The 20,394-nt window shown below is 59.0% G+C and carries 18 protein-coding genes; 13 read left to right on the top strand and 5 right to left on the bottom strand.

From position 1 onward, the window contains the following. Positions 1–163 precede the first annotated feature (163 nt). The gene (gene uvrA, locus KT71_RS04765; RefSeq protein ID WP_008292583.1) at positions 164–3,016 is read right to left on the bottom strand and encodes an excinuclease ABC subunit UvrA; all 2,853 of its coding nucleotides are present in this window, start codon (positions 3,014–3,016) and stop codon (positions 164–166) included. A 187-nt stretch (positions 3,017–3,203) separates the two neighbouring features. On the opposite strand from uvrA, the gene KT71_RS04770 reads away from it, so the two are divergent. From KT71_RS04770 to KT71_RS04790, 5 genes are all read left to right on the top strand, one after another. Continuing rightward, positions 3,204–4,391 (top strand): MFS transporter, encoded by a 1,188-nt coding sequence (locus tag KT71_RS04770; RefSeq protein WP_008292582.1) that lies wholly within the window; start codon positions 3,204–3,206, stop codon positions 4,389–4,391. Positions 4,392–4,467: 76 nt separating this feature from the next. Beyond that, complete coding sequence (gene ssb / locus KT71_RS04775) at positions 4,468–4,980, top strand: single-stranded DNA-binding protein (RefSeq protein ID WP_008292581.1); 513 nt, start codon at positions 4,468–4,470, stop codon at positions 4,978–4,980. 217 nt (positions 4,981–5,197) lie between these two features. Next, entirely contained in the window at positions 5,198–6,076 is an 879-nt protein-coding gene (locus tag KT71_RS04780; RefSeq protein WP_008292580.1) for a sugar nucleotide-binding protein, read from the top strand. A gap of 5 nt (positions 6,077–6,081) precedes the next feature. Continuing rightward, positions 6,082–6,612: a molybdenum cofactor biosynthesis protein B gene (gene moaB, locus KT71_RS04785; RefSeq protein ID WP_008292579.1), complete on the top strand. Its 531-nt coding sequence runs from the start codon at positions 6,082–6,084 to the stop codon at positions 6,610–6,612. Positions 6,613–6,621: 9 nt separating this feature from the next. Continuing rightward, positions 6,622–7,827: a molybdopterin molybdotransferase MoeA gene (locus KT71_RS04790; RefSeq protein ID WP_008292578.1), complete on the top strand. Its 1,206-nt coding sequence runs from the start codon at positions 6,622–6,624 to the stop codon at positions 7,825–7,827. Between the two features lie 83 nt (positions 7,828–7,910). On the opposite strand, the gene fabB is transcribed toward KT71_RS04790, so the two are convergent. Together fabB and fabA are read right to left on the bottom strand one after the other, a co-directional pair. Beyond that, the gene (fabB, locus tag KT71_RS04795) at positions 7,911–9,137 is read right to left on the bottom strand and encodes a beta-ketoacyl-ACP synthase I (protein ID WP_008292577.1); all 1,227 of its coding nucleotides are present in this window, start codon (positions 9,135–9,137) and stop codon (positions 7,911–7,913) included. 15 nt (positions 9,138–9,152) lie between these two features. Next, the gene (gene fabA, locus KT71_RS04800) at positions 9,153–9,668 is read right to left on the bottom strand and encodes a 3-hydroxyacyl-[acyl-carrier-protein] dehydratase FabA (RefSeq protein ID WP_008292576.1); all 516 of its coding nucleotides are present in this window, start codon (positions 9,666–9,668) and stop codon (positions 9,153–9,155) included. Positions 9,669–10,155: 487 nt separating this feature from the next. Here fabA and KT71_RS04805 point away from each other — a divergent pair, with 487 nt between their 5' ends. From KT71_RS04805 to KT71_RS04815, 3 genes are all read left to right on the top strand, one after another. Further along, a complete protein-coding gene (locus KT71_RS04805) occupies positions 10,156–11,565 on the top strand; it encodes a mannose-1-phosphate guanylyltransferase/mannose-6-phosphate isomerase (protein ID WP_023659974.1) in 1,410 nt (469 codons plus the stop codon). A gap of 101 nt (positions 11,566–11,666) precedes the next feature. Next, positions 11,667–12,497, top strand: coding sequence for a UTP--glucose-1-phosphate uridylyltransferase GalU (gene galU / locus KT71_RS04810; protein WP_023659975.1), 831 nt, complete (start codon positions 11,667–11,669; stop codon positions 12,495–12,497). A gap of 8 nt (positions 12,498–12,505) precedes the next feature. Continuing rightward, the gene (locus KT71_RS04815; protein WP_008292573.1) at positions 12,506–13,858 is read left to right on the top strand and encodes a phosphohexomutase domain-containing protein; all 1,353 of its coding nucleotides are present in this window, start codon (positions 12,506–12,508) and stop codon (positions 13,856–13,858) included. Between the two features lie 14 nt (positions 13,859–13,872). Here KT71_RS04815 and KT71_RS04820 read toward each other — a convergent pair whose 3' ends face one another. Then, positions 13,873–14,835: a polyprenyl synthetase family protein gene (locus KT71_RS04820; RefSeq protein WP_008292572.1), complete on the bottom strand. Its 963-nt coding sequence runs from the start codon at positions 14,833–14,835 to the stop codon at positions 13,873–13,875. Positions 14,836–15,251: 416 nt separating this feature from the next. Between KT71_RS04820 and rplU the strand changes: the two genes are divergently transcribed. The 5 genes from rplU to KT71_RS04845 all read left to right on the top strand — a co-directional run bounded on the left by rplU (position 15,252) and on the right by KT71_RS04845 (position 19,138). Next, positions 15,252–15,560: a 50S ribosomal protein L21 gene (gene rplU, locus KT71_RS04825; RefSeq protein WP_008292571.1), complete on the top strand. Its 309-nt coding sequence runs from the start codon at positions 15,252–15,254 to the stop codon at positions 15,558–15,560. 12 nt (positions 15,561–15,572) lie between these two features. Further along, positions 15,573–15,830 carry a 50S ribosomal protein L27 gene (gene rpmA / locus KT71_RS04830; protein ID WP_008292570.1) on the top strand — a complete coding sequence of 86 codons (258 nt, stop codon included), beginning with the start codon at positions 15,573–15,575 and terminating at the stop codon, positions 15,828–15,830. Between the two features lie 94 nt (positions 15,831–15,924). After that, on the top strand, positions 15,925–17,109 hold the full coding sequence (cgtA, locus tag KT71_RS04835) for an Obg family GTPase CgtA (protein WP_008292569.1): 1,185 nt from the start codon (positions 15,925–15,927) through the stop codon (positions 17,107–17,109). After that, positions 17,106–18,233 carry a glutamate 5-kinase gene (gene proB, locus KT71_RS04840; RefSeq protein WP_008292568.1) on the top strand — a complete coding sequence of 376 codons (1,128 nt, stop codon included), beginning with the start codon at positions 17,106–17,108 and terminating at the stop codon, positions 18,231–18,233. The genes cgtA and proB overlap by 4 nt, the downstream gene beginning before the upstream one ends. Continuing rightward, positions 18,233–19,138, top strand: coding sequence for a ZIP family metal transporter (locus KT71_RS04845; protein ID WP_008292567.1), 906 nt, complete (start codon positions 18,233–18,235; stop codon positions 19,136–19,138). The genes proB and KT71_RS04845 overlap by 1 nt, the downstream gene beginning before the upstream one ends. 103 nt (positions 19,139–19,241) lie before the next feature. Here the strand turns inward: KT71_RS04845 and hemH are convergent, their stop codons facing one another. Then, complete coding sequence (hemH, locus tag KT71_RS04850) at positions 19,242–20,336, bottom strand: ferrochelatase (RefSeq protein ID WP_008292566.1); 1,095 nt, start codon at positions 20,334–20,336, stop codon at positions 19,242–19,244. Between the last annotated feature and the right edge of the window lie 58 nt (positions 20,337–20,394).

Raw genomic sequence — 20,394 nt, forward strand, 5'->3', positions numbered from 1 at the left:
GCGCGTCGCGAAGCACCAAGCTACATACCTGCCGAGAGCACGAGCCCAGCCAGCGTCGGTGGAGGTCTTGCGAAGCAATAAGGAGCGCCCCGCGCGACGCGCAGCAAGGCCTGCGGCGGCGCTGGCGTGGACTTAGGCTACGCAGTATCGATACTGCGGCAGATCAAGCCGCCTTACTCTTGCCAGGCTTGTTCGTACCGAGCATGGGCTTCAAAAAATGCCCTGTATGCGACTGCTTGTTCTTGGCCACAGTCTCCGGCGTGCCCGTCGCGATGATCTGGCCGCCACCACTGCCACCCTCGGGGCCGAGATCGACGATCCAGTCGGCGGTTTTGATGACGTCGAGGTTGTGTTCAATGATAACCACGGTGTTGCCATGGTCCCGAAGCCTGTGAAGCACCTGAAGTAACTGACGGATGTCCTCAAAGTGCAGGCCCGTGGTGGGTTCATCAAGAATGTAAAGTGTGCGGCCCGTATCCCGCTTTGACAGCTCTCGGGAGAGCTTAACGCGCTGGGCTTCACCGCCGGAGAGGGTGGTGGCGGCCTGGCCCAGGCGCACGTAGCTGAGCCCCACGTCCATGAGAGTCTGAAGCTTGCGGGCGATCGTCGGGACCGCCTCAAAAAACGCCAGGGCATCTTCGACGGTCATATCCAGCACTTCGTGGATATTTTTGCCCTTGTAGCGAATATCCAGGGTTTCGCGGTTGTAGCGCCGGCCCTTACAGATGTCGCAGGGCACATAGATGTCCGGGAGGAAGTGCATCTCAACCTTGGTGACACCGTCGCCCTGGCAGGCCTCACAGCGGCCGCCCTTTACGTTAAAACTGAAGCGCCCGGGTTTATAGCCCCGGGAACGGGCCTCCTGGGTGCCCGAGAACAACTCCCGTACCGGGGTAAAGATTCCGGTGTAGGTGGCCGGATTGGACCGGGGCGTGCGTCCGATGGGGCTCTGATCGATATCGATGCACTTGTCGATGTGCTCAAGACCCTCCATGCCTTCGTGGGCTGCCGGCGTGAGCGTGGTTGCACCGTTCAGCGCTGTGGCTGCGAGGGGATACAGGGTCGCGTTGATCAGCGTTGACTTGCCGGAGCCGGACACGCCGGTTACGCAGGTCAGGAGGCCTACAGGAATCTCCAGATCCACCTCCTGCAGGTTATTGCCGGATGCTTTGCTGAGACGAAGGAGTTTGTCGTCATCTTTGCCTACGCGCTTCTCGGGGACTTCGATGCACCGCTCCCCGGAGAGATACGCACCCGTCAAAGAGTTTTTCTCGTCCATGATGGCCTGGGCATCGCCCTCGGCCACAACAGTGCCGCCATGGACACCCGCACCCGGGCCGATGTCGATGATGTGGTCTGCGGTGCGAATGGCATCTTCATCATGCTCTACCACGAGCACCGTGTTGCCCAGATCCCGAAGATGCGTGAGGGTGCGCAGGAGACGTTCATTATCGCGCTGGTGCAGGCCGATAGACGGCTCATCGAGGATGTACATTACGCCTACGAGTCCGGCACCGATCTGGGAGGCCAGGCGAATCCGCTGTGCCTCGCCGCCGGAAAGGGTTTCGGCGCTGCGATCAAGGCTCAGGTAGTTAAGCCCTACATCGACAAGAAAACGGTATCGGGCACGTATTTCCTTGAGTATTTTATCGGCGATTTCCGCGTCTCTGCCTTTCAGATCCAGGGCGGCGAAGTAATCCTCTGCCTGACCTACCGGTAAGGCGGTAATCTCGGGCAGATTGCGGTCGTCTACGAGGACATGCCGCGCGTCCTCACAAAGACGGCTGCCACCGCACTCGGCGCAGGGGGCTGTGGTCAGAAATTTTGCCAGGTCTTCCCGTACGGACTGGGACTCTGTATCCCGGTAGCGTCGCTCCATGTTGGGGATGATGCCCTCAAAGGCATGGGAGCGCTTGAACACGTCCCCGCGATCGTTGACATAGGAAAAACTGACTTCTTCCTTGCCGCTACCCTCGAGAATAATCTTGCGGTGCTTTGCCGAAAGTTCCTCAAAGGGCGTATCGATATCAAAGCCAAAGTGGCTGGCCAGGGACGTCAGCATGTGAAAGTAGTACACGTTGCGGCGATCCCAGCCCCGGATCGCGCCTTCGGCGAGGCTGGCCTCGGGAAACAGAACGACCCTTTGGGGGTCAAAAAACTGCCTGACGCCCAGGCCGTCGCAGCTTCCACAGGCGCCCGCGGGGTTGTTGAAGGAGAACAGGCGTGGCTCCAGCTCGTTAATGCTGTGGCCGCACTCGGGACATGCAAAGCGCGCTGAGAACACCAGATCGGCCGATTCGCCGTCCATGTCCACCACCAGGGCTAAACCGTCCGTCAGTTCCAGCGCTGTTTCAAAAGACTCCGCGAGGCGCTGCTTGAGGTCATCCCGCACCTTAAAGCGGTCCACCACGACCTCGATGCTGTGCTTCTTCTTTTTATCCAGATCGGGCAGATCGTCAAGGTCCCTGACGCTGCCGTCTACCCGGGCACGGACAAAGCCGGCGCCGCGCAGCTCTTCAAACACATGGTGATGCTCGCCTTTCCGCTCGCGAACCACAGGCGCCAATAACATCAGCTTCGCACCCTCGGGCTGCGCCAGCACCGTATCCACCATCTGACTGACGGTCTGCGCCTGGAGATGGCGTTTGTGCGTGGGGCAGTGAGGCTTGCCGACCCGGGCAAACAGCAGTCGGAGATAGTCGTAGATTTCCGTGATGGTGCCCACGGTGGACCGGGGGTTGTGCGACGTGGACTTCTGTTCGATGGAGATCGCCGGCGAAAGTCCCTCCACATGATCGATATCGGGTTTTTCCATCATGCTCAGGAACTGGCGCGCGTAAGTGGACAGGGATTCCACATAGCGCCGCTGACCTTCCGCATAGAGCGTGTCAAAGGCGAGGGAGGACTTCCCTGAACCCGATAGTCCCGTGATGACGACCAGCTTATCCCGGGGAATATCGAGGTTGATATTCTTCAGGTTGTGCGTGCGCGCACCACGCAGTTGAATTGTATCCATGCTGATTTCCGCATTAACAGGCAAAAGCCACCCAGTATAAGGTGACGGCCGGGGGCGAACAAAGAATAGTCAGAAAACCGATTAAATATACGCCGGCGATGACGCCATGGATGGTCGGAGGCCGCTGAAAAACTGTTACCATTCGCGCCATTCGTGAGGTACCTCTGACTTGCTAACAACTCATCCCATGACAGCGCTGGAGCGCCGCGTCGTAGCTGCCCTGGCGCTCCTGTACAGCTTTCGCATGCTCGGTCTGTTCATGGCATTGCCCCTGCTGGCGCTCTATGCCGCGGACATGCTGGGTGCATCGCCATTGATGATTGGTGTGGCTCTCGGCGCCTACGGTGCCACCCAGGCCCTGCTGCAGATTCCCCTTGGCTGGCTCTCGGATAAAATCGGCCGCAAGCCCGTTATCCTCGGCGGCCTCGCGCTGTTTGTGCTCGGTAGCGTCGTGGCGGCGCTGGCGGAGAGCGTGCCGATGATTGCCGTGGGCCGCGCGCTGCAGGGTGCCGGTGCCATCTCCGGATCGGTGATGGCCCTGGCTGCGGACCTCACCTCGGAGGAGCAGCGCACCAAGGCCATGGCCGTGATCGGCATCAGCATCGGCCTCTCCTTTGCCCTGGCGCTGATCTGCGGCCCGCTCCTCGCGGCCTGGGGCGGCCTGGCGGCGGTGTTCTGGATGACCGCGGCGCTGGCGGTGCTGGGTATGGCCATCGTCCTTCTGGGCATTCCCTCGGCGGTAGCCCGCACCCACGAGGGTGTGGGCGCGGATCGCAATATGTTCCGACCCGTACTCAAAGATCCCGTCTTACAGCGGCTGAATGGATCCGTGTTCCTGCTCCACTTTATGCTGACGGCCTCCTTTTTGGTCGTGCCGGCGGTGATTGAAGGGAGTATGGGGGTTCCCCGGGATTCCCACTGGCGGGTCTATCTCCCGGTGCTGGTGGTGTCCCTCCTGGGTATGTATCCCTTTTTGCGACTTTCCGAACGGGGAGGCCGGCCCGGGCTGGCGCTGAAACTGACGGTGCTGATCATGCCCTTGTCTCTGGCGGCATTGTTCCTCGGCAAGAATACGCTGCTGCTCTATGCCGCATTGTGTGGCTTCTTCACAGCGGTGAATTACCTTGAGGCGGCGTTGCCGTCCCTCGTCAGTAAGGCCGTGTTTGCCCACGGTAAGGGGACCGCTATGGGTATCTACGCCACCTGCCAGTTTCTCGGTGCTTTTGCCGGCGGGACCACGGGGGGGTTGGTCTACGGATCCGGAGGGCTGCCGGCGCTCCTGTGGCTGGTGATAGCGGCGGCGATTCTCTGGCTGTTATTGATCTGGCGCATCGCTCCCCGCTCTGAATCCGGGGCCGCAGCCAGCGCTTTCTGAGCGTTTATGCTGTCGCAATTCAGGGGGTGGATTGCTATATTGATCGGCCTTTTTCTTAAGATTCGGAAATAGCTATATGGCTTCGCGCGGCGTCAATAAAGTGATTCTTGTGGGCAATCTGGGCGCAGATCCTGAAACGCGGTTTATGCCCTCCGGCGGCTCCGTGACCAACCTCAGTCTGGCCACCTCTGAGACCTGGAAAGACAAGCAGACGGGGCTGCCGCAGGAACGCACTGAATGGCACCGCATCGTGTTTTTCAACCGCCTTGCAGAGGTGGCCGCCGAGTACCTGCGAAAAGGTTCCAAGGTTTACGTTGAGGGCTCCATCCGGACCCGAAAATGGCAGGATCAGTCGGGACAGGACCGCTACACCACGGAAATCGTCGGGAACGAGATGCAAATGCTCGATAGCCGCGGCGGGAGCGGCGGAGGCAACGATGCCGGCTTTGATCAGAGCTATCCGGAAGCGAGTGGTGGTGGATCGAGAATGGGCGCTGCCCCTCAGAGCGGATCACCGTCTCCTTCATCTTCGTCCCCCTCGTCGCAGCCGGCAGCCATGGGTGATATTGACGACGACATTCCATTCTAGGGCGACTTGCTATGCGCCCCCGTCTGTTTTATCCGATGCCTCATTCGAGACACCCTCGATGACATCCCTGTTGACCTTCTCGATCACAACCTCGAACCCATCATCAATGTTGTCCTTGAGATACGCCCCGTCCGGCCTCTCTTCGGTGCAGAAGGTCGGGATGCTGTGCCGCCCCGGGGCAGGCAGTCGTTGTCGGCACGGGGGACGCTGAGTAGTCGTGGACGTTCTCCTTATTGGTGCGGACAATCCCGTGGGCACGGCACTTAACGTCGTTTTTGCTCAATGGGGGCGTCATCAGGGGGTGCAGCTCACTACCGCCGCGGCACGTTGGCGCAGCGAACGGCAGGCCAAGAAGGCCGCCCGGAAGGATAAACCTCAAGCAGTAGTGGACCTGCGCCTCGCCTGGCAGATCGCCACGGGAGAAGTCCCCCAGTCCACGGATATCGAGCGCGCCCATTGGCTGTCAAAAGCCTGCGAGCACAGCGCAATACCGTATCTGCTCCTTTCCAGTGATCTTGTGTTTTCGGGGCAGGGCACCCGGAGCCTGCGGGAATTCGATGCGCCTGATGCCTTTGACGAGCCCGGCTTTCAGATTATCGAGACAGAGACGCGGGTCACTCAGGCCGCGCCCTCAGCGATTGTCTTGCGGACGGGGCCCCTGTTTGCGAGTGCTGACAATAATTTTCTGACGCGGATGCTGTCCCACATGACCAGCGAGCGTCAGGCCAGTTTCGATGATCAGAATGTTTTTACACCGGTTGCCTGTGCTGACGTGGCGCGGGTCCTCGCGGCAATGCTCGATCAGCTGAGCGTCGGAGCAGAGGCAAGAGGTGTCTATCACTATAGTTCCGGTGACCGCACCACGGAGTACGCCTTTGCAGAGGCGGCGCTGGCTGCCATGAGTCAGTATCGCGACTGTGGTGACATTGTTATTAGCGCTAAAGACAAGCGTGCGGACGAGAATGCCGAAACACGGTTTTTTGACTGTAGTCGATTGCGTGACACTTTCGCCATCAAGCAGGTGCCCTGGCGTGGCTTCATGAACGCCACGGTGAAAGATTACATCGCCAGCGAAACAACAGAGGAGGTGGCTTGACCGCCATGCCATCCAAACCATCAGATTCCGCAGCAAATGAGCCTGTTCCCCTCGGCATCGCCGTCCTCACCGTGTCAGATACCCGAGGGCCGGAAAACGATACCTCGGGGGATTTTCTCGCAGAGGCGGCCCTGGAGGCGGGACATCAGCTTGTTCAGCGCGCTTTAACGCCTGATGATATCTACGCCATCCGGGCGGTGCTCTCCCAATGGATTGCTGACGCCAGCGTGCAGGCGATTCTGGTAACGGGGGGCACCGGCTTTGCAGGGAGGGACTCAACCCCGGAGGCGGTATCTCCTCTTTTTGATAAGACCATCGAGGGCTTCGGTGAGGTGTTTCGTGGCCTGTCTCTCGCCGAGATCGGTTCCTCTACGGTGCAGTCCAGGGCCCTCGGGGGTTTGGCAAATCGCACCGCCATATTCTGCATGCCCGGATCCACGGGCGCCTGCCGGACCGCCTGGAACGGCATTTTGAAGGATCAGCTGGACAGCCGTCACCGCCCCTGCAATTTTGTGGGCGTGCTCAACAATCTCTGAGTCTGTTCCGTGACGCCTCTTCTTCCCTTGAGCGAAGCCCTGGAGCAACTCCTTGCCCGTGTCGCCACTTGCCCCGAGGTTGAGCAGGTATCTCTGCAGGCTGCCCTGGACAGAATTCTGGCGGAGGATCAGCATGCGGTTATTGACGTGCCTCCCGCCGATAATAGCGCTATGGATGGCTACGCCCTCCGGGCCAGGGATGCCGGACGCAAACTACCGGTTAGCGAGCGCGTCGCGGCCGGCGATGCGGCCTCGACTCTGAGAGAGGACAGCGTCGCGAGAATTTTCACCGGCGGAGAGATTCCTGCGGGTGCTGATGCCGTGGTCATGCAGGAAGATATGGGCCTGGTGGATGGCGTTGCCGAGCTGCCCGGCGAGATCCGGGCCGGGCAGCACATCCGCCGTAAAGGTCAGGACTGTCGGGCGGGAAGCCGGCTCCTTCCCTCGGGACGGCGGCTCAGACCTCAGGACATCGGTCTTCTGGCCTCTCAGGGCATCGCTCAGGTGCCCGTATTCCAGAAACTCACGGTAGCCCTTTTATCGACGGGCAACGAATTGCGGGAGCCCGGTTCCGGCGCGTTACCCCCCGGTGCGATTTTTAACAGCAACCGTCCCATGCTCGTGGGTCTCCTCAGTACCCTGGGTTGCGGGGTGCTGGATCTGGGGATTGTCCGCGATACCCCCGAGGCAACCCGGGAGGCGCTGCTGGACGCGGCCGCGAGGGCCGATGTGATTGTGAGCAGTGGTGGAGTATCGGTGGGGGAGGCCGATCACGTGCGCGACGCGGTCAGAGCCCTCGGTGAGATCGACCTGTGGCGTATTGCGATAAAGCCTGGCAAACCCTTTGCGTTCGGCCACGTGGCGGCCACGCCGTTTATCGGTCTTCCCGGCAATCCTTCGTCCGCATTCGTCACGTTTCTGCTGTTGGCGCGCCCTTATCTGTGTGCTCTGCAGGGGCGTCGAGAAGCGCCACCGATCACACTGCGGGCGCGAGCGGACTTTACGGTGGCAAGCCCGGGCAGCCGTCAGGAATATCTGCGTGTCTCGCTGTCGGAGAGGGATAGCGAACTCTGGGCGGCTCCCTATGCCAATCAGAGCTCGGGTGTGCTCTCTTCCCTGTCCGCCAGTAATGCCCTGGCTGTTGTTCCCGTGGGGGAGACCATCGAGAACGGTCAATGGCTTCAGGTTATGAGGCTGGACGACATGCTCCCGTGATGCAGCCCTCTGCGCTGTGCCCTACGGCCTGCGTCTTTAGGTGTTAGCGGGTGTCAGTGGGTGTCAGCGCGTGTAAGCGGGAATCAGTCCTTAAAGGCCTGAAAAACCAGGGACGCGTTGGTGCCCCCGAAGCCAAAACTATTGGACATTACCCGCTGAAGCTCCTGGTTGTCGTGACGCTCCCGCGCAATGGGCATGCCCTCAGCCTCCGGGTCGAGATTTTCGATGTTTGCCGAGGCCGCGATAAAGCCCGCTTTCTGCATCAACAGACTGTAGATCGCCTCCTGGACCCCGGCTGCGCCGAGGGAGTGTCCCGACAGGGACTTCGTGGAACCGATTACCGGTGTGTAACCCTTATCCGAAAAGGCTTCCCGCACCGCTTTGAGCTCCTGAATATCGCCTGCGGGTGTGCTGGTGCCGTGGGCGTTGATGTAGTCGATGGGGCCTTCCACGGTTGCTAGTGCCTGTTGCATGCATCGAACGGCGCCTTCCCCGGAGGGTGCGACCATATCGTAACCATCGGATGTTGCGCCGTAACCAACGAGTTCTGCGTAGATTTTCGCGCCGCGGGCCTGGGCGACCTCCAGTGCCTCAAGTACCACCATGCCGCCGCCGCCGGCGATCACAAAGCCATCGCGGTCCGCATCGTAGGCGCGGGAAGCCTTCTCCGGTGTGTCGTTATACTTGGTCGAGAGGGCACCCATGGCGTCAAAAAGACTGCTCATGGTCCAGTGAAGCTCTTCACCACCGCCCGCAAACACACGGTCCTGCTTACCCAGCTGAATCTGCTCCATGGCATTGCCAATGCAATGAGCACTGGTGGAGCAGGCCGACGATATCGAGTAGTTCACACCACGTATCTTGAAGGGGGTGGCGAGACAGGCGGAGACGGTGCTCCCCATGGTCTGGGTCACCCGGTAGGGTCCCACCCGGCGCAGGCCCCGCTCGCGCAGGATGTCGGCAGCCTCGGTCTGGCTGGCGGAGGAGGCGCCGCCGGAGCCGGCGATAATGCCCGTCCGGTCGTTAGATATTTCACTGTCACTCAGGCCGGCATCGGCGATGCATCGCTGCATCGCTATGTAGGCGTAAGCCGCTGCAGCACCCATAAAACGAAGCTGCTTGCGATCGATATGTTCTTTAAAGTCTATGTCCGGAGCACCCGCGACGTGGGAGCGCATGCCAGCATCGATCTGGGCCTGGTTAGTGCTGATGCCCGAACGTCCATCGTGAAGCGCCTGAGTTACCGTCTCTGCGTCATTGCCGAGGCAGGACACGATCCCCAGACCGGTGACAACGACTCGTCGTCCCATGGCTTGTTGCATGACTTAAAAGCTCTCCGTCGATTGGAATAGCCCGACGCGAAGATCAGAGGCGTGATAGATGTCTTTTCCGTCTACGCTGACGGTACCGTTTGCGATACCCATCACCAGCTTTCGCTCGATGACGCGTTTAATGTCTATGTTGTAGGTCACTTTCGAAGCCGATGGCAGGATCTGCCCTGTGAATTTTACCTCACCGGAGCCCAAAGCCCGTCCGCGACCGGGGTTGCCCCGCCAGCCCAGAAAGAACCCCACCAATTGCCACATGGCATCGAGTCCGAGGCAGCCGGGCATCACGGGGTCCCCCGGGAAATGACAGTCAAAAAACCAGAGATCCGGGTGTATATCCAGCTCGGCAATAATCTGACCCTTATCGTGGGCACCGCCCTCGGAGCTGATGTGCGTGATCCGATCGAGCATGAGCATATTGCCCACGGGCAGCTGAGCATTCCCCGGACCAAACAAATCGCCGTGGCCACAGGCAATAAGTTCGTCTTTCGCATAGCTCGATTGAGGATTCATGTGCTTAGTATCGTCCGGAGTGATTAATGGGGGGTGACTGGGCTTCAGCGTTACTTTGCACGCTGTCTCACACGTGATTTCTGCGGTCTGTTCCTGCACGCGGTCAACGCCGATTCTCTGTTTCCGTGAGTCTGGTTTTTCTGTCACGGATTTTCAGTTCATACACGACTTGTTAGCAAACAAAACCGCGGTAATAAGCGCGGTCATATTGTGATGCAGTCGGCGTTTGCTGCAAATCTTCTGTGGCTTTGGCGGCGTTTTTACCTGCCTGCACTTGCCAGCGTCTGCCAAATGGTTAGTCTGTGCAATGTGGGTCTTGCATCTATTTACGCTAGTTTAAAGCATGCGTCCGACAAGTCCACCCGTCACGGTAAAAACTATGGGGTAACAAGACCTTAGGTCATTGAAGCCCTGCTGCGTCGCCGCTGGTTTTGTATTGCCCTGAGGATGATGTGTTCCGTTTACTAATTGTTGAGGCTCACGATTGATGTTGATACCAGTGTTGTTGTCCGGTGGGGTGGGCAGCCGTTTATGGCCTGTCTCGCGAGAAGCTTACCCTAAACAATTTCTCGCCCTGGCCAGTGAGTTATCAATGCTCCAGGACACTATGGCGCGCACTTCAGATCTCGAGAGCGCACCTCCGCTGGTCATCTGCAATGACGAGCATCGTTTCATGGTAGCGGAACAACTTCGTCAGTTGTCCGTAGACCCCGCGGCCATCATTTTGGAGCCCGAGGGTCGCAACACGGCGCCCGCAGTTGCCCTGGCTGCGTTTCAGGCCGTTGCTACGGACCCCGACGCGCTGCTTCTGGTGCTGCCGGCGGATCACGTTATCCGTAACCCCGAGTCTTTCACCCAGGCGGTGAAGCAGGGCCTCTCCAAAGCCGCGAGCGGTGCGCTCATGACTTTTGGTGTGGTCCCCGACGCCGCAGAGACCGGCTACGGTTATCTGCGTCTGGGGGAGCGCGATGGCGACGGACTCTTTGCCCTGGACAGCTTTGTTGAGAAGCCCGATGCGGAGACGGCAAAGCAGTATCTGGAAAGTGGGCAGTACCACTGGAACAGCGGTATGTTTTTGCTATCCGCCTCGGTGTACCTGGATGAGCTCAAGACCCATGCGCCGGACATCCATAGCGCCTGTGAGCGGGCCATGGCAAACGCCATTGCCGATCTCGATTTTTTACGCCCCGATAAAGAGGCGTTTCTGGGCTGTCCCTCCGATAGCATCGACTACGCCGTTATGGAGCGCACTCAGCGCGGTGGGGTTATTCCCCTGGACTGTGGTTGGAGCGATGTGGGGGCCTGGTCCACCCTATGGCAGGTGTCCGAACGCGACGGTGATGGCAACGTCCTGTTGGGCGACGTCATGATCGAGGGCTGCTCCGACAGCTATCTACGCAGCGAATCACGACTCATCGCTGCGACGGGTATCAAGAATCTCATCGTTGTGGAGACCCCGGACGCCATTCTCGTTGCCGACCGCGACGAAGTGCAAAACGTCAAGCAGATTGTTAACCGCCTGAAGGCCGAGGGGCGGAGCGAGGCTTCCCTCCACCAGCGGGTTTATCGCCCCTGGGGGAGCTATGAATCCCTTATTGAGGGTGACCGTTTTCAAGTGAAACGTATTGTGGTTAATCCGGGGCAGACCTTGTCCCTGCAGATGCATCATCATCGTGCGGAGCACTGGATTGTGGTGCATGGCACCGCCGAGGTGACCTGTGAGGATAGGGTCTTTACCCTGGTGGAAGATCAGTCAACCTATATACCCCTGGGTCACAAGCATCGCCTGGCGAACCCCGGCAAAATCCCCGTGGAGCTCATTGAGGTGCAATCGGGAAGCTATTTGGGGGAGGATGACATCGTGCGTTTTGAGGATGTCTACGGACGAAGCTCCTGACGGGGCGTTCAGGTACGCGCGTTGCATGGGGCCTTGGGTATTTCGAAGTATGATGCAGCACACCCTTAGCGAGCATATTGAAAAGCCGACAGGAGTTTGAAGTGATCAAGAAATGTATGTTTCCCGTGGCGGGCTACGGCACGCGATTTTTGCCGGCGACCAAGAGTATGCCCAAGGAAATGCTCCCCATCGTCAACAAGCCCCTCGTGCAATATGGCGTCGAAGAGGCCATCGAAGCGGGCATGACAACCTGCGCCATGGTCACGGGCCGCGGCAAGCGGGCGATCACCGACCACTTTGACATCAGCTATGAGCTGGAGCACCAGATCAGCGGCACGGCGAAGGAGGGCTACCTCGACAGCATCCGCAACGTGCTGGATAAGGGCATATTCACCATGGTCCGCCAGCGGGAGATGAAGGGTTTGGGGCATGCGATTCTCACCGGTGAAACGCTGATTGGCAGCGAACCTTTTGGCGTTGTGCTCTCCGATGATCTCTGCATCAACGACGGCCCCGGTGTCCTGGCGCAGATGGCGGAACTGTACAACCAGTTTCGCTGCTCCATTGTCGCGATCATGGAGGTGCCCGCAGAGGAGGTTCATAAATACGGCGTTATTGCCGGAGAATCCCTCAAAGATGGCATCTACCGCGTGGACAAAATGGTGGAGAAGCCCAGCGCCGAGGAGGCGCCGTCAAACCTGGCGATCATCGGCCGCTACATCCTGACCCCCGATATCTTTGACATTATTCGCGAGACAGCACCGGGGGCTAATGGCGAGGTGCAGATTACCGATGCCCTGCAGATACAGGCGGATCGAGGCTGCGTCATGGCCTACAAGTTCAAAGGTAGACGCTTTGACTGCGGTAGCGTGCCCGGCTTCGTAGAAGCCACCAACCACATGTATGAAAACCACTACCTCAAAGAGAACTGAGTATTCCCATGGACGAAATTACCTGCTTCAAAGCCTATGACGTTCGGGGTCGGGTTCCTGATCAGCTCAATGAGGACATTGCCCGGCGCATTGGTTGCGCCTACGCGGAAGTGATAAAGCCCAAAAAGGTGGTGGTGGGTCACGACATACGTCTCAGCAGTCCCGCAATCAAGGCGGCATTGACCGAGGGTCTTCTGTCCCAGGGCGTCGACGTTTACGACATCGGTTTATGTGGTACGGAAGAAATTTACTTTGCCACGCACCATGCGGACATGGATGGGGGTATTGCGGTCACCGCAAGCCACAACCCCAAGGACTACAACGGCATGAAGTTTGTGCGCGAGGGGTCGAAGCCCATCTCGGGTGATACGGGGCTTTTTGACATCAAGGCCCTCGCAGAGCAGAACCGTTTTACGGACGCAGACCTTAGGGGAGAACTGCGGCCACTGGATACAGAGCAGGCCTATGTGGCTCACCTATTGAGCTATGTCGATCTTCCCGGGTTAAAGCCTCTGAAAATCGTTGTGGAAGCCGGAAATGGCGGCGCGGGTAAGGTGGTGGACCTCCTGGAGCCTCATCTGCCCTTTGAGTTTATTAAATTACACCACGCACCCGATGGGAACTTCCCCAATGGCGTGCCCAACCCCATGCTTGAGGAGAACCGTGAGCCGGTCATTGCTGCCGTAAAAGCGCACAATGCTGATCTGGGTATTGCCTGGGATGGGGACTTTGATCGCTGTTTTTTCTTTGATGCCCAGGGCCGCTTCGTCGAGGGGTATTACCTTGTGGGGCTGTTGGCGGAGGCATTTCTGAAACGCCACCCCGGAGAGCCCGTGGTCCATGATCCCCGTCTCACCTGGAACACCCGTGCCGTCGTCGAGGAGCTTGGCGGCCGGGCGGTGCAGAGTAAGACGGGGCACGCCTTTATCAAGGAGCGGATGCGTCTGGAGAATGCGATCTACGGCGGTGAGATGAGCGCCCATCATTACTTCCGCGACTTCGCCTACTGTGACAGCGGAATGATTCCCTGGCTTCTCGTGGCGGATCTCATCAGCTCGCGGGATCAGTCCCTCGCCGCAATGGTGGAGGAGCGTATGGCGGCCTTTCCCTGTAGCGGTGAGATCAACCGCTCCATCGAGGATCCTGGGGCGGTGCTCTCGATGATTCAGGAGCGCTACGCGGATTCCGCGCTGCAGTTTGAGACCGTGGACGGGCTAAGCTTCGAGTTTGCAGACTGGCGCTTTAATCTTCGACGGTCGAACACTGAGCCTTTGGTGCGCTTGAATGTTGAGTCGAGAGGGGATGTCCCGCTCATGGAAGAAAAAACCCGGGAGCTTCTGGCTATCATCGATGCCGCCTGAGCAGCGCTCACTGCTTAGTGCGAGCGCTCCAGGGAAAGGGCGGCGAGATTAATCATCGCTTTCTTTGCCGGTGACTCCGGAAAACCCTTCAGGGCGCCCAGGGCTTTATCCCGGCAGCTTACGGCTGCTTCGCGGGTGTATTCGAGGCTTCCGCAGTCCTTTACGGCCTGAATGATGTCGGGCAGCCGCTCTCTGTCTTTGGCGTTGATCGCCTCGCGTACCAGGGTGGCCTGAGCGTTGCTGCCCTCGCGCATCACGTGAATCAAAGGAAGCGTGGGCTTGCCTTCCGCGAGATCATCGCCGACGTTCTTGCCCGTGACTTCGGGGTCTCCCTGATAATCCAGAAGATCATCGACAATCTGAAAGGCGATACCGACATTGCGGCCGTAGATATTGAGGTCCCGGACATTTCCTGAATCTGCACCGGCGAGGAGTGCGGCACCTTGACATCCTGCAGCAAAGAGCGCCGCTGTTTTCCGGTCGATGACGTCGTAGTACTGATCTTCGCTGGTGGAGGAGTCTCCCGCACGGATAAGCTGCAGTACTTCTCCCGCGGCGATGGTGTTTGTAGTGTCTGCCATCATCTTCAGGACATCGTGATTACCCAGGGTCACCATTAACTGAAATGCCCGGGTATAGAGGAAGTCGCCCACAAGAACGCTGGAAGCGTTGCCGAAGGCACTGTTGGCGGTGGGCCGTCCCCGGCGGAGTTCGGATACGTCTACTACGTCGTCGTGGAGGAGGGTCGCGGTGTGAATAAACTCCACCACGGCTGCGAAGCGGATCTGCAGTTCGCTGATGGATCCCAGGGCCGCCGAGGAGAGGAGTACCAGCACCGGGCGTAGCCGCTTCCCGCCGGCGTCAACGATGTACTGCCCGACATTTTCGACCATCTCGACGTCGGAGCGTAACTGTTCGATGATCACAGCGTTGACCGCGTCTAGCTCTTTGCTGACAACGGCGCGGACTTCTTGCATAGCGGGGTACGACCTTGACCCGGAGGAATTGGTCGCGGATGCTAGGTGCCCCCCGCGGGAGTGTCAAGGATTCGCCGTCTCGTACCCGGGCAAAAGCTCGTGATCGTCCCAGGGAGCAGGCGGAAAACTTTCTTGAGCTATGCCTGCCTTTTCAGTACAATCTCGCGCCCCGTAGCCCCTTGACCACTTTTCAGGTAGGTTAACCGGACTCCGGGGTAAAAGTTTTTTCTCCTAGCAATAGATGAAAATCCTTTTTAAAACAAACACTTGTGCCTGTCCCTGCCCACTGCGAGAGCGGTGTTGCCGGTCGCCACGGGGTTTGCCAGGAACGCCATATAGCGATCAAAGCGGGCAAACACAGTGGCCGACGGTGTGAATCGAGTCTGCGGGAAGGCTAACAACGGAGAAAGAAGAAGATGTACGCAGTGATTGAAAGCGGTGGAAAACAGCACCGCGTGACCGAGGGTGAATCCCTCAAGCTCGAGAAAATCGAGGCGGCAACTGGTGACACGATTGAGTTTGATCGCGTACTCATGCTCGGTGGCGAAAACACGCAGGTGGGAACGCCACTTGTGGCTGGTGCCAAGGTGACTGCCGAGGTGGTTTCCCAGGGGCGTCACGCCAAGGTGAAGATTGTTAAGTTCAACCGTCGTAAGCATTACCGAAGGGAAACCGGACACCGTCAGTGGTTTACGGAAGTTCGTATCACCGGCATCAGCGCGTAAGGAGACTGACTAATGGCACACAAGAAAGCAGGCGGTAGTACTCGGAACGGCCGCGATTCAACAAGCAAGCGTCTCGGCGTGAAGTGTTTTGGTGGCGAGCAGGTGAAGGCCGGCAACATCATCGTTCGCCAGCGCGGCACCCGTTTCCACGCCGGCGAGAACGTTCGCCTGGGCAAGGACCACACCTTGTTCGCAACGGTGGCAGGCAAAGTCGAGTTCATTACCCGCGGTAACAAAAACCGTAAATTCGTACGCATCGTTGGCGCCTGAGGCGAAACCGAGAGCGTAGGAAGAAGCCCCGGTTTCATCCGGGGCTTTTTTTTGTCTGTCGCTCAGGGCCGCTGTGGCCCTATAGAATGTACCCATGAAATTTGTAGATGAAGCCAGTATTCGAGTTTTCGCCGGAAAAGGGGGCAATGGCTGCCTGAGTTTTCGCCGAGAGAAATACGTAGAGCGCGGCGGTCCCGATGGGGGCGATGGCGGCGACGGTGGCAGTGTCTATCTCGTGGCCGATCACAGCCTCAATACCATGGTGGACTACCGCTTCCAGCGGGTTTATCGCGCGGAGAACGGCGAGAAAGGCCGCGGCCGCAATTGTACCGGCGCCGGAGGCGCTGATCTTGAGTTACCCGTGCCCGTGGGGACAACGGTCCTTGACGAGGACAGCGGTGAGACTCTGGGCGATCTCGTGGCGCCGGGTGACCGACTCCTCGTCGCCCAGGGCGGCTTCCACGGCCTGGGCAACACGCGTTTCAAATCTTCCGTCAATCGCGCGCCGCAGCAAACCAGTCCCGGCAGTGAGGGCGAAGAGCGTTCCCTGAAGCTCGAGCTCAACGTCCTTGCGGATGTGGGGCTCCTGGGGTTACCCAACGCCGGCAAATCAACATTCATCCGTTCCGTATCCGCCGCCCGGCCCCGGGTGGCCGACTATCCCTTCACCACGCTGGTGCCGCAATTGGGCGTCGTAAAAGTCGATGCCCTGCGCAGTTTTGTTGTTGCGGATATCCCCGGCTTGATTGAGGGCGCTTCAGACGGCGCCGGACTGGGGATTCGCTTTCTCAAGCATCTCACCCGTAATCGCATTCTGCTCCATCTGGTGGATGTGGCGCCCATGGACGGCAGCGATCCGGCGGACAGCGCCGCATCCATTGTGCGGGAGCTGGAGCGTTTCAGCCCCACCCTCGCGGCGCGGGAGCGTTGGCTGGTACTCAACAAGACCGATCTCATCGATGAACAGGAGCTGGCTGATGTCGAGGCCAGGGTCATCGAGAAGCTCCAGTGGTCAGCGCCGGTCTACAGTATCTCTGCCCTGGCTCATGATGGCACCGAACGACTCTGTCAGGACATGATGCAATATCTTGAGCGCTGCGCCGAGGCAGAAGAGGAAAACCCCGACCTTATTATTGCCGAGCGCGAGGCACAACAGGCCATGCAGGAAGAGGCGCGGGAGCGAGTGAACCTGCTCCGTTCGCGGAAGCGTGGCGAGATGTCTGATGAAGACGACGATGACGATGACGATCATGACGTGGAGATAGAATACGCACCGTGAGTGCCGATTCGCGACACTGGGTGGCTTCAGCCAAACGCTGGGTGGTCAAGGTGGGGAGCGCGCTCCTCACCGATGATGGACGAGGTATCGATGAGGCGGTTATTGCGGCACTGGTTGAGCAACTGGCTGAACTGCGGCAACGAGGCTGTGAAGTACTCCTCGTCTCCAGTGGGGCCGTGGCGGCGGGTCTTTCCCGGCTGGGAGCCTCCGAGCGGCCGGAGGAACTCCATGAACTGCAGGCTGCGGCGGCGGTGGGGCAATCCGCTCTTCTTCGGCGCTATGAGGAAGCCTTTGCGTCCAAAGGCCTTATGGTCGCGCAGATTCTCCTCGGTCATGACGATGTGTTTGCCAGGGATCGCTACCTCAATGCCCGCGCTGCGCTAAAAACCCTGCTTTCCCATGGCGTGGTGCCGGTGATTAACGAGAACGATACGGTGGTTACCGACGAAATCCGCTTTGGAGACAATGACACCCTCGCCGCTCTTGTGGCGAATCTGGTGGATGCAGATGTGCTGGTGTTGCTCACAGATCAGGACGGACTCTTTGATGCCGATCCCCGGAAGGAGGTCGGCGCGAGCCTCATTCAACATGCGCGCGCCGATGATCCCAGGCTGGATACGGTGGCAGGCGAGGGCGGTGTGCTGGGTCGTGGGGGTATGGTGACCAAGCTCCGCGCGGCCCGCCTTGCGGCGCGCTCCGGCACCGAGACCGTGATTGTCGGGGGACGACACCCCCAGGTGCTCATCCATCTCGCCGAGGGAGAGGCTCTCGGAACATGGCTGGAAAGCGGCAGCGCTCCGGAAAACGCCCGTCGACAGTGGCTGGCAAGTCTCGTGACCTTTCGCGGTACCGTGGTGATTGACGACGGAGCGGTGGCGGTTCTCAAAAGCTCGGGACGTTCCTTGCTCCCGGTGGGCGTGAAGTCCGTGAGCGGCGATTTCGAGCGGGGCGATGTGCTCCTCTGTCGTGATTTGCAGGGCCGGGAAGTCGCCCGGGGTTTAAGTAATTACAGTGGGAAAGAAGTGCGCAAGATCATGGGTTTGAGCTCAAAAAACATTGCAGAAACCCTTGGCTACGGTGGTGAAGCAGAGCTTATTCATCGCGACAATCTGGTGCTCCTCTGATGTCCCCGATGATGCTTCTGGCGGTTTACGGCGCTGCCCTCGTTGTGTCCTCCGTCGCCGGCGGTGCCCTGACCCAGCGCGTTGCCATGACCCATACGAGAGCCCAGCTTGCCATGAGCCTCGTTTCGGGGCTCATGCTGGGCATCGCGTTTTTTCACTTGCTGCCCCATGCCGTGCTCACCCTGGGTATTCATCACGGCTTGACGACGGTGATGTCCTGGACCATGGGTGGTTTGATTGTGATGCTTCTGCTGTTGCGGATCCTGCATTTTCACCAACCGGACTACCCCGCCGAGGCGATTGCGGTTTGTGAGCATGGCCATGATCACGGCCATAAGCACGGTGCCGCTGAGACGGGCGTACCCGCCGCCCGGGAGGTCACTTCGGTGATGGCGCCGGGGGTGAGCTGGCGGGGCGTTTTAATAGGACTGACCTTTCACACCTTTATCGACGGCGTGGCCCTGGGTGCAGCGCTGTTATCGGCGCCCCATGGACATCAGCAGCAGTTATTGGGCTTTGGGGTGTTTCTCGCGATTCTTCTTCACAAGCCCCTGGACGCCATGTCCATCGTAGCGCTAATGAAGGCCTCGGGAACCACGGCATCGTCACAGACTCGCGCGAACCTTCTGTTTGCCTTTGTGTGCCCCCTGGGGGCCTTACTGTTTTACTTCTATGCCATGGGACTTGGCGGCAGCGGTGAACTGGTTATTGCATCAGCGCTGGCGTTCTCGGCCGGCGCCTTTGTGTGTATTGCCCTCAGCGATCTGTTGCCTGAGGTTCAGTTCCACAGTCACGATCGTGTGAAGCTCACGGCGGTGTTTCTTTTGGGCATAGCCCTTGCTTTCATGATGGCCAACACGGCGGCTAAACACAGTCATGCTATTGCGTCCCTGAGCCCTGTTTAACCGCGAGTAAAACCAGATCCAGGTCTGTTTACACCGATTTACGCCGCTGTAAGCCGCTATACATACCGCTTTAATGAGCCAGAGTAAGTCAGAGCCAGCCGGTCTAGGCCGCTGAGCGCGCCTTCATGGCCTCGGCCATGGTCGCGGTGGGGGCTTCCTGGGCGGTCTTCTTTGCTGCCAGCCACGGTTGGAGGCGATCACTGACAAGACTCGCCAGGAAGTCGATATGTCCTTCCGTGGAATTCAGGCAGGGGATGTATTCATAGCGCTCCCCACCAGCTTCAAGAAAGTAATCCCGATTCTCTTCCCCGATCTCCTCGATGGTCTCAAGACAATCGGCGGAGAAGCCCGGGCAAATGACCTGCACTGACCGCACACCGCCCCCCGCCATTTCCTTGAGCGTGTAGTCGGTGTACGGCTTCAACCATTCTTCGCGTCCGAAACGCGATTGAAATGCGCTGAGATATTCACCCTCTGCCAGTCCGAGCTCTTCGGCGACCAGCCTGGTCGTCTTGTGACATTGGCAGTGGTAGGGATCGCCTTCATCGAGATAGCGTCGAGGCTCGCCATGATAGGAAAACAGGAGTTTTTCCGCGCGGTCGTGGCTTTTCCAATGGTTCCTGATGGTGTCCGCGATCGCGCTGATATAGCCCGGCTGATCGTGATAGCTGGCGACAAACTGCAAATCAGGTATCCAGCGTCGTTTACTGAGGTCCTCTGCAACGGCGTCGAAGGTGGAACCACCCGTCGGTCCGCTGTACTGCGGATACATGGGGAGCACCAGCAGCTGGCGCGCCCCCCGGTCCATCAGTGATTGCAGTGCATGGCCTATGGAGGGCTCACCATAGCGCATGGCAAATTCCACGATGACCTGACCGCCGTGTTCGTCATTGAGGCGTTTCTGCAGCCCCAGGGCCTGGTTACGCGTGTGTATCAGCAGGGGCGAGCCTTCGTCAGTCCAAACCGTTTTGTAGGCCTCGGCGGAGCGTGCGGGGCGCACATTAAGAATGATGCCGTTGAGAATAAACCACCAGAGAAGCCTGGGAACCTCCACCACCCGGGGGTCAGAGAGGAACTGTTTCAAATAGGGCCGCAGCGCGCTCTTTTCCGGCGCCTGCGGCGTGCCCAGATTTGTGACGAGCACTCCGATACTTCCCTGCTGGGCGTGATCGAAATCTGGACTGCCTACATACTTCATGCCTTGAACCCGTTTATTCCCTTAATGCCAAACTATGGTGCACGCGCAACGCTTGGTT

The sequence above is a fragment of the Congregibacter litoralis KT71 genome, from assembly GCF_000153125.2.
Classification (GTDB): Bacteria; Pseudomonadota; Gammaproteobacteria; order Pseudomonadales; family Halieaceae; genus Congregibacter; species Congregibacter litoralis.

What these genes read in the sequence shown, in the direction of transcription:
- uvrA (WP_008292583.1), bottom strand. Translation starts at nt 3,016, where the DNA reads ATGGATACAATTCAACTGCGTGGTGCGCGCACGCACAACCTGAAGAAT.
- KT71_RS04770 (WP_008292582.1), top strand. Translation starts at nt 3,204, where the DNA reads ATGACAGCGCTGGAGCGCCGCGTCGTAGCTGCCCTGGCGCTCCTGTAC.
- ssb (WP_008292581.1), top strand. Translation starts at nt 4,468, where the DNA reads ATGGCTTCGCGCGGCGTCAATAAAGTGATTCTTGTGGGCAATCTGGGC.
- moaB (WP_008292579.1), top strand. Translation starts at nt 6,082, where the DNA reads ATGCCATCCAAACCATCAGATTCCGCAGCAAATGAGCCTGTTCCCCTC.
- fabB (WP_008292577.1), bottom strand. Translation starts at nt 9,137, where the DNA reads ATGGGACGACGAGTCGTTGTCACCGGTCTGGGGATCGTGTCCTGCCTC.
- fabA (WP_008292576.1), bottom strand. Translation starts at nt 9,668, where the DNA reads ATGAATCCTCAATCGAGCTATGCGAAAGACGAACTTATTGCCTGTGGC.
- KT71_RS04805 (WP_023659974.1), top strand. Translation starts at nt 10,156, where the DNA reads ATGTTGATACCAGTGTTGTTGTCCGGTGGGGTGGGCAGCCGTTTATGG.
- KT71_RS04815 (WP_008292573.1), top strand. Translation starts at nt 12,506, where the DNA reads ATGGACGAAATTACCTGCTTCAAAGCCTATGACGTTCGGGGTCGGGTT.
- KT71_RS04820 (WP_008292572.1), bottom strand. Translation starts at nt 14,835, where the DNA reads ATGCAAGAAGTCCGCGCCGTTGTCAGCAAAGAGCTAGACGCGGTCAAC.
- rplU (WP_008292571.1), top strand. Translation starts at nt 15,252, where the DNA reads ATGTACGCAGTGATTGAAAGCGGTGGAAAACAGCACCGCGTGACCGAG.
- rpmA (WP_008292570.1), top strand. Translation starts at nt 15,573, where the DNA reads ATGGCACACAAGAAAGCAGGCGGTAGTACTCGGAACGGCCGCGATTCA.
- cgtA (WP_008292569.1), top strand. Translation starts at nt 15,925, where the DNA reads ATGAAATTTGTAGATGAAGCCAGTATTCGAGTTTTCGCCGGAAAAGGG.
- KT71_RS04845 (WP_008292567.1), top strand. Translation starts at nt 18,233, where the DNA reads ATGTCCCCGATGATGCTTCTGGCGGTTTACGGCGCTGCCCTCGTTGTG.
- hemH (WP_008292566.1), bottom strand. Translation starts at nt 20,336, where the DNA reads ATGAAGTATGTAGGCAGTCCAGATTTCGATCACGCCCAGCAGGGAAGT.